The organism is Sorangium sp. So ce1153 (assembly GCF_051521595.1).
Taxonomy (GTDB): domain Bacteria; phylum Myxococcota_A; class Polyangia; order Polyangiales; family Polyangiaceae; genus Sorangium.
Genome location: NZ_CP150361.1, coordinates 4035445 through 4049492, shown reverse-complemented (window position 1 = coordinate 4049492; position 14048 = coordinate 4035445). Strand labels below are relative to the sequence as shown.

Annotated in this window: 16 protein-coding genes; 8 read left to right on the top strand and 8 right to left on the bottom strand. The window is 73.1% G+C overall.

The genetic code is table 11. The annotated features are described in order from the left end of the window. The first annotated feature begins 118 nt into the window (after nucleotides 1-118). The 6 genes from WME85_RS14370 (at nucleotide 119) to trxA (ending at nucleotide 5938) form a co-directional block, all read left to right on the top strand. A complete protein-coding gene (locus WME85_RS14370; protein ID WP_437838678.1) occupies nucleotides 119-2797 on the top strand; it encodes a DUF2169 family type VI secretion system accessory protein in 2679 nt (892 codons plus the stop codon). Then, a complete protein-coding gene (locus WME85_RS14365) occupies nucleotides 2794-3837 on the top strand; it encodes a pentapeptide repeat-containing protein (protein WP_437838676.1) in 1044 nt (347 codons plus the stop codon). The genes WME85_RS14370 and WME85_RS14365 overlap by 4 nt, the downstream gene beginning before the upstream one ends. 33 nt (nucleotides 3838-3870) lie before the next feature. After that, complete coding sequence (locus WME85_RS14360; RefSeq protein WP_437838674.1) at nucleotides 3871-4521, top strand: DUF3540 domain-containing protein; 651 nt, start codon at nucleotides 3871-3873, stop codon at nucleotides 4519-4521. 12 nt (nucleotides 4522-4533) lie between these two features. Continuing rightward, nucleotides 4534-4923: a DUF4150 domain-containing protein gene (locus WME85_RS14355; protein WP_437838672.1), complete on the top strand. Its 390-nt coding sequence runs from the start codon at nucleotides 4534-4536 to the stop codon at nucleotides 4921-4923. A gap of 7 nt (nucleotides 4924-4930) precedes the next feature. Next, on the top strand, nucleotides 4931-5377 hold the full coding sequence (locus WME85_RS14350; protein WP_437838670.1) for a hypothetical protein: 447 nt from the start codon (nucleotides 4931-4933) through the stop codon (nucleotides 5375-5377). Between the two features lie 159 nt (nucleotides 5378-5536). Beyond that, on the top strand, nucleotides 5537-5938 hold the full coding sequence (gene trxA, locus WME85_RS14345; RefSeq protein ID WP_437838668.1) for a thioredoxin: 402 nt from the start codon (nucleotides 5537-5539) through the stop codon (nucleotides 5936-5938). 157 nt (nucleotides 5939-6095) lie between these two features. On the opposite strand, the gene WME85_RS14340 is transcribed toward trxA, so the two are convergent. From WME85_RS14340 to WME85_RS14325, 4 genes are all read right to left on the bottom strand, one after another. Beyond that, nucleotides 6096-6617 (bottom strand): hypothetical protein, encoded by a 522-nt coding sequence (locus WME85_RS14340; protein WP_437838667.1) that lies wholly within the window; start codon nucleotides 6615-6617, stop codon nucleotides 6096-6098. A 36-nt stretch (nucleotides 6618-6653) separates the two neighbouring features. Further along, nucleotides 6654-7070, bottom strand: a complete 417-nt coding sequence (locus tag WME85_RS14335; protein WP_437838665.1) for a GFA family protein — start codon at nucleotides 7068-7070, stop codon at nucleotides 6654-6656. A gap of 86 nt (nucleotides 7071-7156) precedes the next feature. Further along, nucleotides 7157-7549 carry a DUF2809 domain-containing protein gene (locus WME85_RS14330; protein ID WP_437838663.1) on the bottom strand — a complete coding sequence of 131 codons (393 nt, stop codon included), beginning with the start codon at nucleotides 7547-7549 and terminating at the stop codon, nucleotides 7157-7159. Nucleotides 7550-7942: 393 nt separating this feature from the next. Beyond that, complete coding sequence (locus WME85_RS14325) at nucleotides 7943-9112, bottom strand: FAD-dependent monooxygenase (protein ID WP_437838662.1); 1170 nt, start codon at nucleotides 9110-9112, stop codon at nucleotides 7943-7945. A gap of 116 nt (nucleotides 9113-9228) precedes the next feature. Between WME85_RS14325 and WME85_RS14320 the strand changes: the two genes are divergently transcribed. Continuing rightward, nucleotides 9229-10050, top strand: coding sequence for a TetR family transcriptional regulator (locus WME85_RS14320; protein ID WP_437838659.1), 822 nt, complete (start codon nucleotides 9229-9231; stop codon nucleotides 10048-10050). A gap of 170 nt (nucleotides 10051-10220) precedes the next feature. On the opposite strand, the gene WME85_RS14315 is transcribed toward WME85_RS14320, so the two are convergent. The 4 genes from WME85_RS14315 to WME85_RS14300 are packed head-to-tail and all read right to left on the bottom strand — an operon-like array spanning nucleotide 10221 to nucleotide 12272. Continuing rightward, nucleotides 10221-10997 carry a phytanoyl-CoA dioxygenase family protein gene (locus WME85_RS14315; protein WP_437838657.1) on the bottom strand — a complete coding sequence of 259 codons (777 nt, stop codon included), beginning with the start codon at nucleotides 10995-10997 and terminating at the stop codon, nucleotides 10221-10223. Between the two features lie 51 nt (nucleotides 10998-11048). Further along, nucleotides 11049-11597 (bottom strand): hypothetical protein, encoded by a 549-nt coding sequence (locus WME85_RS14310; RefSeq protein ID WP_437838656.1) that lies wholly within the window; start codon nucleotides 11595-11597, stop codon nucleotides 11049-11051. Beyond that, nucleotides 11587-12093 (bottom strand): RNA polymerase sigma factor, encoded by a 507-nt coding sequence (locus tag WME85_RS14305; protein WP_437838654.1) that lies wholly within the window; start codon nucleotides 12091-12093, stop codon nucleotides 11587-11589. The genes WME85_RS14310 and WME85_RS14305 overlap by 11 nt, the downstream gene beginning before the upstream one ends. Nucleotides 12094-12140: 47 nt before the next feature. Further along, on the bottom strand, nucleotides 12141-12272 hold the full coding sequence (locus WME85_RS14300) for a hypothetical protein (RefSeq protein WP_437838652.1): 132 nt from the start codon (nucleotides 12270-12272) through the stop codon (nucleotides 12141-12143). Nucleotides 12273-12599: 327 nt separating this feature from the next. On the opposite strand from WME85_RS14300, the gene WME85_RS14295 reads away from it, so the two are divergent. After that, nucleotides 12600-14018, top strand: a complete 1419-nt coding sequence (locus WME85_RS14295; protein ID WP_437838649.1) for a L,D-transpeptidase — start codon at nucleotides 12600-12602, stop codon at nucleotides 14016-14018. Nucleotides 14019-14048: the final 30 nt, after the last annotated feature.

Sequence of the window (14048 nt, the reverse complement as noted above, 5' to 3'; positions counted from 1 at the left end):
GCGCGGGTGAGCCGCGCCGCGCGCTCCCCCGCGCTGGCGCTCGTCGACGGAGCGCCAGCGCCCACCCGCGCCGAGGTCCTCGCCAGGCGCTCCGGCCACAACTTACGATTCGAGCCCCATGCGCGTCATCAAGCCCCTTCGCCTCGCCGTCCTCCAGCGCGTGCTCACGATCCGGCGCAGCCATCACCTGAGCGTCGGGCTGCTCATGTTCTTCCCGCTCGACGCCCCGGAGGTGCCGCTGCCCGAGGTCTCGATGTGGCAGCGGGTGATGCCCCCGCTCGGCAAGGACGCCCTCCTCGATGAGGGCATGCCCAAGCCGCGGGGCGAGGTCCTCGTCTTCGGCAAGGCGTACTCGCCCGGGGGGGAGCCCCGGCCCGCGTTCGCCGCGGGCGTGACGGTCGGCCCGGCCGACAAGCCGCTCGTCGACAAGTCCGTCGCGGTCGTGGGCAAGCGGCGGTGGCACCACGGCGCGCCGACCGAGCCGGAGCCGATCACCGAGATGCCGCTGGTGTGGGAAAACGCGTTCGGCGGCCCCGATTACCCGCTGAACCCGAAGGGGATGGGGCTCGCGCCGGTCGAGGAGGAGGGGGCCAAGGTGCATTACCTGCCCCACCTCGAGGACCCGAAGCGCCTCCTGAAGTCGCCGGGCGACAGGCCGGCGCCCGCGTGCTTCGGGGCGCTCGATCCGACGCTCGCCTCGCGGATCGCGAAGCTCGGCACGTACGGCCCCGAGTGGCTGCAGCACGATTTCCCCGGGTTCGCGCGGGATCTCGACCCCGAGTACTTCCAGGTGGCCCCGGAGGACCAGCGCCTGCCGGACTACTTCCAGGGAGGCGAGCCGATCGGCCTCAAGCACCTCCACCCGACGCGGCCGCAGATCGGGACCCACGTCCCGAGGCTCCGCGCCCGGTGCTTCGTGCGGCAGCGGGGCGGGGCGGACGCAGACGCGACGGGAGACGGGGTGGAGGGCCTCCGGGAGGTCGCGACCCGCCTGGAGACGGTGCTCCTGTTCCCCGAGCTGGAGCGCGGCGTCGCGATCTTCCGCGGCGTCGTCCCGATCGCGGAGGACGACGCCGACGACGTGCAGCTGCTCGTCGCCGGCCTGGAGCGGGCCGACGCGCCGAGGCCGGTCGAGCACTACCGCGCCGTGGTGGAGAAGCGGCTCGACAAGGACAAGGGGCACCTCCACGCCCTGAACGACAGGGAGCTCCTCCCCGAGCCCGACCCCGACGCCCCGTCGTTCCCGGACGAGGTGATCAGCGACATGGACGAGCTCATCCGGCGCGAGGGGGCGATGGAGCAGCGGTCGTTCACGCGGACGCAGCGGGAGCTCGACAAGGCGCGGCTCAGCCTGCGGATGCTCGGGGTGGACCCGGACGATAAGCTCCCGCGGAAGATCGAGCGGCCGGCGGAGCCGAGGCCGGACGAGCTCGCGGAGCTCTCCGAGCGGATGGAGCGCGAGGCCGCGGAGCTCCAGAAGGGGTCCGAGGTGCAGCGCAAGGACGCCGAGGCGGAGGCGCGGAAGCTCTGCGCGGAGCAGGGGATCGACTTCGACGCGCTGCTCGCGAAGGGCAAGCGCGAGGGGGGCGGCCCGCCGAAGTTCAGCGCCGACACGGAGCTGGCCCGCCTGCGCGAGCTCGCCGAGGCGGGGCGCAAGGCGGGCGCGCCGCTCGAGGACCTCGAGGCGAGGCTCGCCGACCCGGCGTTCGTCGCGAGCCTCCGCACCACCGAGGAGGGCGTCCGCTCGACGTACCGCGCCTTCGCCCACCTTCTCCCGCCGGGCGAGCCCGCGGACCAGGGCACGAAATCCGGGCTGCGCGCCGAGGTCGAGCGGGCGCTCGCCGCCGGCGAGTCGCTCGCCCGGCGCGATCTGACCGGCGCCGACCTGCACGAGCTCAGCCTCGCGGGCGCCGATCTGCGCGAGGCGCTCCTCGAGGGCGCGGACCTGTCGGCGTGCGAGCTCGGCGGGGCCGACCTGTCGGGCGCGGTGTTGACGCGCGCGCTTCTCGAGAGAGCGCGGCTCGGGAAGGCCACGCTGCGCGGGGCGAACCTCGGCGAGGTGCGCGCCTCGGGCGCGAGCTTCGACGGGGCCGACCTCCGCAAGGCGGTCCTCCACAAGGCGTGGCTCGAGGGCGCGCAGCTCTCCGGGGCCGACCTCGCCGAGGCCGATCTCCTGGAGGCCAGGGTCGCCGGCGCGGACTTCAGCGGCGCCCTGGCCGACGATGTCCTCTTCTTCAAGCTCGACCTCACCGGCGCGCGGTTCACCGGGGCGAGCCTGCGCAGGGCGACGTTCTTCCAGTGCGCCGGCGCCGGCGCGGACTTCGGCGAGGCGGCGCTCGAGGACGCGGCCTTCGTCGAGTTCAAGGGCGAGAAGGCCTCGTTCCGGAAGGCGAGGGCCGCGGCCCTGCGCGTGGTCTCCGCCTCCGCGCTGCCGGGCGCGGACTTCTCCGGCGCCGAGCTCGCGCGGGCGAACCTGCGCGGGGTCGACCTGGTGGGCGCGACCTTCGAGGGCGCCTCGGCGGACGACGCCGATTTCAGCGAGGCGAACCTCCGCGAGGCGCGCCTCGGGCAGCTCGGCGGCAAGGGCGCGCGGTTCATGCGAGCCGACCTGACCGACGCGGATCTGACCGGCGCGAACCTGATGGACGCCCTGCTGCAGAAGGCGAAGGTGTCCGGCGCCCGCTTCGAGAAGGCGAACCTCTTCCGCGCGAACCTGCTCGACGCGAAGGGCGATCAGCGGACCACGTTCGCCGACGCGCACACCAAGAACGTCGTGTTCACGGGGCAGATCAAATGACGCGCGACGAGCTGCTCGCGAGGGTGGACGAGGGCGAGATCATCGCCGAGGAGGACCTGTCGGGGCTCGACCTGTCGGGGCTCGACCTGTCGGGCGTCCTCTTCGAGAAGACGAGCCTCCGCGGCGCCCTGCTGAAGGGCGCGAAGATCAGCGAGTCGATGTTCAACGACTGCGACCTCTCGGGCGCCGACCTGTCCGGCGCGCGGGCCCGCCACGCCGTCTGGACGAAGTGCGCGCTCCTCCACGCGCGCCTCGACGGCTGCGACCTGGTCTCCGCGAACTTCGCCGAGTGCGACGTGTCGCGCGCGAGCTTCGACCGCGCGAACCTCACCATCGGCAGCATGGCGAAGGGGCGCGCCGACGAGGTGAGCTTCCGCGAGGCCAACCTGGACCGCTTCTCGCTCGTCGAGACCGAGGCGGCGCGCCTCGCGCTCGACGGGGCGAAGCTCAGGCAGGCCTGCCTCATCAAGGCGGACCTGTCGGCCGCGAGCCTGCGCGGCGCGACGATGCACCTCACGGTGCTGATCCGGGCGAGCCTGCGCGGGCAGGACCTGTCGGGCATGGACCTGACGCTGGCGCAGCTCGTCGACGCCGACCTCGCCGGCTGCGACCTGCGGGGCGCGCGGCTCGTCCAGACGAACTTCAAGGGCGCGGACCTCACCGCGGCGAAGCTCGACGGCGCGGACGCCGAGCGCGGCCTCTTCATCGGCGCGCGGCTCGCCGGGGTGTCGGCCGCCGGCCTCAAGGCGCGCCAGGCGATCTTCTCCGAGGCCGACCTCGAGGCGGCGAACCTTATTGGCGCCGACCTCTACCAGGCCATCTTCCACCGGGCGGTCTGCCCACTCGCGAGCTTCCGCGACGCGGACCTGACCTACGCCGATTTCTCGCACGCGAGCGTCGAGAAGGCGGACCTTTCCCATGCGAAGCTCTTCCGCGCCCGCTTCCACCAGACGCGCGACGCGGGCGCGACCTTCACGAGCCGGTCCGCCGCGCTCGGCGACGACCCGGAGCTGCTCGAAGCCGAGCGCTGGACGCCCTGAGGGGATGCCCCTCCCGACAGCAGGAGAGAGACGATGCGAGACAATCTGGCGAGACAACGGGTGGAGACCTTCGCGATCCAGGAGGTCGGCACGGTGATCGGCGCGATCGACCGATCGCTCCAGGTGCGCGTCGGGTCGGGCGACTACGCGGCGAAGCGCGCGGTGAGCTGCCTGGTCGAGCCGGAGCTCGGCGACCGGGTGCTCGTCGCGCTGCACGACGCGGGGTGCCACGTGCTCGCGGTGCTCGACCGCGAGGGCGGCGCGCCGACGCGCCTCGTGGCCGAGGGGGACCTGGAGCTGAGCGCCCCGGCCGGGCGCGTCACGGTCACCGCGGGCGAGGGCGTGCGCCTCGTCACGCCGGCCGAGGCCACGGTGGCCGCGGGCAAGGTGCGCGTCGCCGCGGGCGAGGGGTCGCTCGCCGTCGGGGCGATGACGTACGTGGGCGAGCGGCTCGTCGCGCAGGTCGACCGCGTGAAGACGGTCGCGCGGTCGGTCGAGTCGATCGCGGACCGCTGGGTGCAGCGGCTCGACCGGGCGTACCGGTTCATCGCCGAGTCGGAGCAGGTGCGGACGCAGTACTACGAGGTCACCGCGAAGGCCGCGGTGAACATCAAGGCGCAGGCGACGCTCGTCTCGAGCGGCGAGCTGACCAAGATCGACGGTGGGCAGATCCACCTCGGCTGACAGGAGGTCACGATGTTCGCGAACACGCAGATGGGAGGCTTGGCCCTGGGCGGGCCTGACGTGTGCCTGACGCCGCCGGCGCACCTGCCGGTGCCTTATCCCAACCTGTCGGCGCAGCCGATGGGGGTGCCCGCGGCCTACAACGTGCTGTTCATGTGCACGCCGGCGCACAACATGATCACCCAGGTGCCGCTGACGAACGGCGACAACCCCGGCCTGGAGACGGGCCTCGTCTCGCACACGGTGATGGGCCCCTCGCGGCACATCACGGCGGCGTTCACCGTGCTCGTCGGCCCCGCGCCCGCCACGCGGATGACGAGCATCACGCTGCAGAACACGGTGAACTCCCCCGGGGTCAGCCTCGTTCCGAGCCAGGTCAAGGTGCTCCTCCTCGCCCCGTAGGCCGCTCGTGAAGGAACACAACCGGCTCCGGATCGAGCGCCTCACGGCGCGCTACGCGCGGCGCATCGAGGCGGCGCGCGCCCCCGCGGAGGCCGATTTCCTCCGCGAGTTCGACGAGCTGCGCGAGCGCTTGCTCCGCCCGCCGATGGAGGAGCTCGCGGTCGAGCTCCGGAAGGCGGGGCACGCGCCGCGCATCGTGATCGACGAGGGGCACGACACGCCGAGCATCGAGCTCGCCCTCGGCCTGCGCGAGGCCAAGGCGACCCGCAACGTGGTCGGGTTCTGCGTCATCCGCTGGTCCGGCTACCCGCTCCAGATCCTCGCCTACCTCGAGGTCAACCCCACGCCGTTCGATCTGGAGCGCTTCGCCAGCGCCGCGGACATCGGGGCCGATCGCGTCGAGCAGCTCCTCGTCGACGCGGTCGAGCAGATCATGGTCTGCAATGCGCCCTGAGCGCGCGGCAGCGGCGGAAGCAGCGCAAGACGGCTCGGCGCCGCGCCCCGCCCTGCACGTTCGCTTCGCTGAGCCCGCCGGAGACGGTGCGGGCTCAGCCCTGGTGCGCCTGGCCGGCGGCACGGGGACAGGTGTGGGTTTCGGGGCTATGCTCCGCGGATGAGTACCACAGAGCTCAGCGCGGCGAACTTCGAACAGACGGTCGACTCGAACGACATCGTGCTCATCGACTGGTGGGCGCCCTGGTGCGGCCCCTGCAAGGTCTTCGCGCCCGTCTTCGAGAAGGCCTCCGAGAAGCACGCGGACATCGTGTTCGCGAAGATCAACACCGACGAGCAGCAGGACCTGGCCCAGGCCTTCAACATCCGCTCGATCCCGACGCTCTTCATCTTCCGCGAGAAGGTGCTCCTCTTCGCGCAGGCGGGCTCGCTGCCCGCGTCGGCGCTCGATCAGGTGATCGAGAAGGTGCGCTCGCTCGACATGGACGAGGTGCGCGCGAAGATCGCCGAGGAAGAGGCCAAGAGGGCGGCCGGCGGAGGCGAGGCCAGCGAAGGGGCCTGAGGCGCGCGGCCGGACAGCCGGGGACGATCCGGCAGGAACGCTCCGCGCCGGGCTCGATCGCCGAGCCGGCGCGGAAGCTCACTGACAGGTATGACAGGTAGCAGCACGCGACCAGCGCGACGGGCCTCGATGAGCTCCCTCGGGTGAGGGCCGCGTGTCACCTCTTGTCGTCTTCGGGCCGTCGAGGAGCCGGAGGAACGTAGACGAAAAAGAGCGTGGGGAGAGCGTAGAAGAGCAGCCAGTGTCCCGAGAAGCCACGTATCTGGTAGACGTTCTGCTCGTGCGTCGGAGGCGCCGCGATGGCCGCTCTTGGAAAACCTCCCTTTGGACCGCGCGACATGGTCGCCTGGAAGTTGAAGGAGACATAGACGAACAGCCCGATGGCGACGACAGGCACCCAACGGGGGAAGAACCTGGCCAGGGACGACCAGTCCAACTGGACTCTGAAAGATCCGCTGCCGGGCACCTTCCACTCGATGAGCCCGATAATGAACGGGATGAACACGACGAAGATGCCCACGTGGAGCGCCCAGACGACGGGCACGGACTCATGGACCGCGATGCCCGCGTAGGACAGGACGTGAACGAGCGCGCTGAGGCCGAGGCCCGTCGCGGCCATGCCGGCGAGCAAGCGCCGGCGTGGACGTGGTTGCTGGCTGGACAGGGGGCGCTCTGACATGGCTGCACCGTCGCGCTGGTGGTTGGAGTGGTCAGGCTAGCTCTGGCTGCCGGTCTTGTCACCGCGGTAGTCGGTGGCGCCTGGGATGACGGGAAGCCAGGGCACGCGGTGCACGGTCCAGAGCTGGAAGGACGGCGGCGGCAGGTCGCTGGGCCTGTCCATGGTGCCCAGGAAGATGTCGAGCTCCCGGGACCCGTCGCGGCGCCAGAACAGCGACGAACCGCAGGTGGAGCAGAACTGGCGTACAGCGACGCTGGAGGACCGATACGTCGCGGGCGAGCCGGAGAGCAGCTCGAAGCGCTCTTCCGGGAAGGTGGCGAACGCCGGCATCGGCGCACCGCTCTGTCGCCGGCACTGGCTGCAGTAGCAGATGTTGGTGCTCGACGGCGCGCCGCGCGCGCGGTAGCGGACCGCGCCGCACAGACAGCCGCCGGTGTGGTGAGCCTCGGGCATGGACGTCGCCTCCGTGTTCCTGGATGGTGCGAGCGCCAGCCTGGCCGCTCCGGGCGCGCGCCGCAACCGCGCGCGCGGCGCCGGCGTCACGCTGAGGCCCGGAACGGACGGCAGAGCGCGTAGCCCAGGGCGCAGCCGACGCCGTAAAGCGCGAAGTCGGCCGGGTCGAATCCGCCGTTCGCGCCGAGCAGGAGCCGCCCCGGGGTGGTGCTGCGCGCGGCCCACAGCCAGGGCCACTCGCTCAGCTGGAGCAGCTCGATCGCGCACGTGCCGGCGAAGACCGCCAGCGCCAGCCGGTGGGTGCGGGCGGAGATCCACACGAGCTGCGCGGCGGCGATCCACACGACCTCGTAGAGCACCGCGCCGGCGCTGTTGCGCAGCCAGAGCGGACCGCCGTGGAACCGGGCGATCAGGCCGGCGGGGATGACCGCGGCGATGAGGAGGGCCAGCGCGACGCGCTTGCGGGCGACTTCCGTCATCAGCAGAGTCTAGCGCGTTGTCGCCCGGGTTCGTGCCTGGTTTCATGCGAGAAGGAACCGCAGAGACATGAGGGCATGGAGAAACGAGGAGGGAGAGCAAGAGTCCTTCTCTCCCCCTGTGCCCTCTGTGCCTCTGCGGCTCAATCTCTTCCCATCACGAAACCGGGAACGAGCTTGGCTAGAACGCCGATCACGTCAAGACCCGGAGAATTTTCACAGGGAGGCGGGGAGGCGGGGAGGAAGAAAAAAAATGAAGTTCTTTCTCTTGCCGTCTCTCGCTCCCCGCCTCCCCGCCTCCCTGTAAAATCCCTGCTTTTCTCGTGTTTTCAAACCGTTTGTCGCTCTAGCTAGAAGGACGAGCAAGCTTCTGTACCGCGGCGGCGCGCCACGCGGTCAAGGAGCATGTCCACCCATGTGGGGAGATCGTTCGGCGCCCCGGCGGACATTGCCCGCCCCGCCCAGCGCCCACAGGCGCATGGCGAGGTTGCGCACCGCGATGCCGCCGCGCGTGGCCGGCACGAGCAGCGCGGCCGCCGTGGTGAACGCTCGGCCCTTCGGGTCGACCAGCACGCGGTGGCGAGCCTCGTACTCGCGGAACGCGCGCGCGTGGTCGTCGGGGCTCTCGGCGAGCGCCTCGGCGAGCGTGAACGCGCCCGCGATGGCCAGGCTCGAGCCGTCGCCGAAGAGCGAGAGGCACGACGCGGCGTCGCCCAGCAGCGCGACGCGGCCGCGCGACCACGACGCGAGCCGCACGCGGCTCACGGCGTCGAAGTACAGATCGTCCGAGGTGCGCACGTGCGCGAGCAGCTCGGGCACGCGCCAGCCGGCGTCCGCGTACGCCTCGGCGACGAGCCGCTTGTGCTGCGCGGCGTCGCGGTGGTCGAAGCCCCGCGCCGCCGCCGCGCTGCGAAACATGAACGCGGCGATCGCGCGCCCGCGCGCCGGGTGGACCGCGACGGCCCGGCCGGGCGTGTTGTACATCACGACCTGGTGCGGCGGCTCGACGGCGCCCGCGAGCGGCACCGTCGCGACGAACATCCCCAGCGGCCGCACGAACGACGATTCGGGCCCGAACGCCAGGCGGCGCACCGCGGAGTGCAGCCCGTCGGCGCCGAACACCAGGTCGAACCGCCGCGGTCGTCCGCGCTCGAACTCGACCTCGACGCCGCCGCCATCCTCGCGGAGCGCGGTGATGGCGTCGTGAAAGACGTACTCCGCGTGGTCGCGGCTCGCCTCGAGCAGGATCGCCGCCAGGTCGCCGCGCGGCAGCTCGACCTCGCGGCTGCCGCGGCGCTGCGTCGCGACCCGGCCCGCGCGCCGACCTCGGTCGTCCACGAAGACCAGCTCGGTCACGGCCGTGCCCGCGTCGCGCACCCTGGGCATCACGCCCATGCGCTCGACCACGTCGACCGCGCGGCCGCGCACGTCGACGGGGCTGCCGCTCGAGCGCAGCGCCGCGGCGCGCTCGACGACGGTGCAGCGGTAGCCGCGGCGCGCGAGCCAGTACGCCAGCGTCGGCCCGGCGATGCCAGCTCCAGAGATCAACACGGTGCGATCGTTCATCACGGCCTCCATGGACGGGTACGAGCGCGCGGCTCGCTGACCATTGGTCAGGTTTTGAACGTAGAGCTTGCCCGATGGTCAGTCAACCGGTACCGTCCCCGGACCGCTCACGCCCCATGAGGACCGACGAGACCCACGCCCGCGGCGCGCCCTCCGGCGCGGTCGACCCGGGCGACACCCGCGCGCGCATCCTCGACGCCGCGCTGCGCGAGTTCTCCGCGCGCGGCTATCACGCCACCTCCGTGCGCGAGATCGCCGCGCGCGTCGGCGTGACGAAGACGGCGGTGCTCTACCACTTCCCCGGCAAGGCCGACATCCTCGCCGCGCTCGCCGCGCCGATGCTGAGCGCGCTCGAGGCCGCCGTGGAGGCGGCGGCGCGGCTCGACCCGCCCCGCGCGCGATGGGCCGTGATCGAGGGGCTGCTCGACGTGTGGCTGGCGCACCGGCGCTTGCTCCGCACGAACCTGCACGACCTGGGGCTCGCCGAGGTGGGCGGCGTCTTCGCGCGGTTCCGCGACGCGCTCGTGCGCGCCAACCACCTGGTCGCCGGCCCGCGCGCCGACTTCGCGCGGCGCGTGCGCGCGGCGCAGGCGATCGCGATGCTGAGCGACCCGGTCGTGCTCTTCGCCGACGCGCCGACCGACGCGCTGCGCGCCGAGGTCCTGCGCGGCGTCCGGCAGCTGCTCGGCGCGCGTCCCCTGACGCGGCGCGCGCGCGGGGGAGGCGCGGAGTCGGGCCCGGCGGCGGACGGCAGCGCACGACCGGGCGACGAAGGGCCGGCGCGCTCCCGGCGCGGTCGCCCGGCGGCCATGAGCGCGGCGATGGTGGCGCGGGCGCGGTCGATGCACGCGGCCGGCAGCAGCGCCGAGCAGATCGCGGCGCGCCTGGGCGTCTCGCGCGCGACGGTGTACCGGCACCTCACGCCGGTGGATGAATAATGAGATTTTTTGAGATCGTTTTGAGATTTTTTTGAGACCGATCGATTATTTTTGAGACAGCTGCGCGTAGCCCCCCCCTGGCGCGTGGCGCGCGGAGCGCGCCTCTCACGTCGCCTGGCGCCTCTGCGGTCGTCCTCTTCTGCTCGGCGCGTGACCCCGGGCCGGCCCGATCATCCCATCAGCCCGAGGACGTGGCGCGCCGCCGGGGGCATGGTCTCGGTCTCGTCCACCACGGTCATCGACACGCCGCGGTGCTCCCGCGCGACGAAGCCGCACTGCAGCGCGCGCCGCGGGGCGCCGCTCCGGTTGCGCGTCCCGGAGTGCCAGAGATGGCCGTTGAAGACGAGCACCGAGCCCGCCTCCGCCTCGACCGTCACCTCCTGCGGGTGATGGCCGGCTGGATCCGCGAGATCCTTCGGCGGCCTGCGCCGCAGCTTGTGAGACCCGGGCACCAGCCGCGTCGCGCCGTTGTCCGGCGTGACCTCGTCCAGGTACCACAGCGCGGTGACGACGTGGAACGCGCCCGGATCCCCCGGCCCGCTCCAGTCCATGTGAAGGCCCTGCTGCCCCAGGCCGGGACGCGGGCAGCGCCACGCCACCGCGCCCAGCGAGAACGGCCGGCGCAGCACGCGCCAGGCCGCCGCGAGCAGCCGGGGCCACCGGAGGGCGCGGAGGACGGCGCCCTGGTGCTCACCGAGGCGCGCCAGCTGCTGGTTGCCGCCCTGGGCCGAGCCGCCGGCGCCCCAGGCGCCCCACCCCTCGCAGTCCGCGCGCAGCGCCTCGAGCCACGCGGGCTCGACCACCGAGCGGAACAGGACGTACCCCGCGTCGTCCAGCGCCCGCCCCTCGCCGGCGGAGAGCGCAGCGGGCCCCGCGCCGAGCGCGGCCAGGGCCTCCTCGAACGCGGCGTCCCGGGGGGTCGCGGCCTCCTCCATGGCGCCCAGCATACACCGCTGCTGCCGGGCCGGGCTGCGGCGCCGCCGGCCCGCGCTCCGGCGTCACGCGCCGCCGCGCGCGGGGCGGAGCGCGAGCGGCGCGGTGCCGGCGAGCAGCCCCGCCGCGAGCGCGAGCACGCCGCCGAAGCCGACGCAGGCGCACCCGAGCGCGCCGGTCAGGGCGGCGACGGCGCACGCCGAAGCCCAGGAGGCCCCGAGCCGCTCCGACCGGCGCAGCGCGCGCGAGAGCAGCGCGCCGGCGGCGACCCCGCCCGCCAGGCACGCGGGGACGCAGATCGACACGCACCCTTCCGGCGTGCACAGGTGACCGTGGACGCGCGCCGCGTGCGCCACCGCGAAGGGCACGAGCCCCGCCGCGACCCCCGGGAGCACGCCCCGGCCGAGCTGCCGCCCTCGCCACGACAGCAGCGCCGCCGTGACGTAGAGCGCCGCGCCGATGACCGCGGTGGTGAGCGGGCGGTCGCTCATGAGCGCGGCCACGAGCGCGACAGCGAGCGTCGGGGTCGCCGCCCAGGCGGCCCGTCGCGCCCTCCCGCGCTCGTACGCACGATAGGCCCTCTCCTTCAGGCCAGCGAGCGCCTCAGGTTCCATAGATCCTCCTCCACGCCTCCCGGAGGCGGGCAAATGCGCGCTCGCGGCGCTTGCGGAACGCCGCGCCCGATATCGATGGATCGCGGTCGCCCTCCAGCACGGTCGCCCGCAGCGCCTCGCGATCCGCCTCCGCCAGCGTGCCGAGCACCTCGCGCGCCGCGTCGTCCAGATCCCGGGCGATCGCCGCGTCCTCCGGCGTGGGCGCGTCGGCCGCGATCGACGGGACGAGCTCGCCCGTCGCCTCCCTGGACCGAGCGCGCCGCCGCCGCGCCGTGCGGCACTCCCACGCCGCGATGGCGAGCGCCCAGGTGAGGGCGTCGGCCTCGGGGTCGAACGTGCTGGCGCGGTCGAAGATCTTGAGGAGCGCCTGCTGCGCCGCGTCCTCCGCGTCCGCCGCGCCCCCGAGCATGCGGCGGCAGAACGCGCTGATCGCCGGCCAGAGGGCGGCATAGACAGGATCGAACGCCGCGCGATCGCCGTCAGCCAGGCGTCTCATCGACGCGTTGAGCAGCGATCGCGCGCGGGGTTCCAACGGCTAGGTCCTCAGCCGCAGGGGCAGTCCGGGCAGGGGCAATCCGCGCACGGACAGCCGCCCGCGAGGTGCGTACCAGCATAGGCCACCGCCGGGATTCCGAGGACGGCCGCGATCAGGGTCACCTTGAGCCAACGACGCATGGGCGCTCTCCTTCGATGTTGCGGCCGGCTGTCGTCGCCGGCCTTCCCCGGCTCTAGGCGCGAGCAGGGCCGAGCGTGACACCGCGGCGATCGAAATTCTGGTGGAGGGCACGTCGCCGCTGATCTCCGCGCCTCCCGGGCCGCGCGGCGCGCGCCGCGCGCCCATTGTCCCGGCTTTGCAGGTCATTCCGCCGGACAGGCTCGACGTGCTAGGGTGTCGCGCCTATGCCCGGCCGCTTCTGTAGTGCTGCCCTTGGCGTCCTGTGGCTCGGGTGCACGTCGCGGCACGACGCCGGCCCGGGCGCCGGTCCGTCGGGGACCGCCGGCGTGGCGGTCGCGGAGCCCGCCGACGAGCGCGCCGCGGGCGCCCTGGGCGCCACCATGCCCGCGGTCGCGCCCGATCCCTCCCTCGCGGCTCAGGCCGCCGCGGCGCCGCCCGTCCCGGCCGCGGGGGAGCCGGCCAAGGCGGCGCCGCCGGCCCCGACCCACGTGTACGCGCGCAGCCGCGAGGTGCTGATCCGGGCCGCGCCGCGGCCCAAGTCCCAGTGGATCGGCCAGCTCTCGCTCGGCGGCTCGGTCCGGCTGAAGAGCGCCGCCCCCCTGCGGGGCTCCGGCGACTGCCCGGCTTTCTACGCCGTCGAGCCGCGCGGCTACGTCTGCGTCGACGGCGAGAGCGCCACCCTCGACGCGGCCGATCCGATGCTCCAGACGCTGGCCGCCCACGCCCCGCTCGTCGATCAGCCGCTGCCGTACCGCTACGGCGAGTCGCTCGGGCTCAAGCGCCTCCTGGAGGTGGAGGGCATCGCCACCCCCGAGTGGCCGTCGGGGATGCACGATCTGCGTCACATGCAGGTCCGCCCGCGGTCGTCGGTCGCGTGGACGAGGGAGGTCGAGGCCGGCGGGGCGACATGGCTCTGGGCCTCCGATCTCACGTTCGTGCCGAAGGACAAGGTCAAGCCGTACGAGGGCGCCGCCTTCCAGGGGGTACACCTCACCTCCGAGGCGCGCCTGCCCATCGCGTTCTTCCGCCGCAAGCCGCGCCCCAAGTACCGCCTCACGGAGGGGAACGGGCTCGAGAAGACGGACGCCGTGTGGGAGCGCCTCGACCGGGTCGAGCTGACGGGCAAATCGAAGCAGGTCGGCGACCGGACGTACCTGGAGACGCGCGACGACGGGAACTGGGTGCTGGAGCGGGATGCGGTGGTCGTCAGGCCGCGGAAAGGGCGGAACCCGTGGGGGCGCCCCATCCGGCTCGACGGCGGCGCGCCCGCGGCGCAGGCCGACGGGCCGAGGAACACGTGGGTCGAGATCGCGGCCCTCGACGGCTGGCTCATCGCCTACGAGGACGACCGGCCCGTCTTCGCGACGCTCATCTCGGCCGGGCGCAACGGGGCCGAGGAGCCGGAGCGGACCGAGCCGTTCGTGCCCCCTTCCACGACCCCGCTCGGCCAGTACCGCATCAACCGCAAATGGGTGACGAAGACGCTCATCACGCCCCATGTCGACGAGGACGACTGGATCGAGGCGGAGGTGCCGTGGAGCCAGCACTTCTTCAGCAAGTACCTCCTGCACGCGGCGTACTGGCACAACAACTGGGGTGACGGGCAGAGCGGCGGCTGCGTGAACCTCTCGCCGGTCGACGCGAAGTGGCTCTTTCACTGGACCGAGCCGTCGGTTCCGGAGGGGTGGTACGCGGTCCAGGCGACGCGCAAGGACCCCTCGACGCGCGTCGTGATCCACCGCTGATCCGCCGCCCCCCTGCGCGCCCTCTGCCCG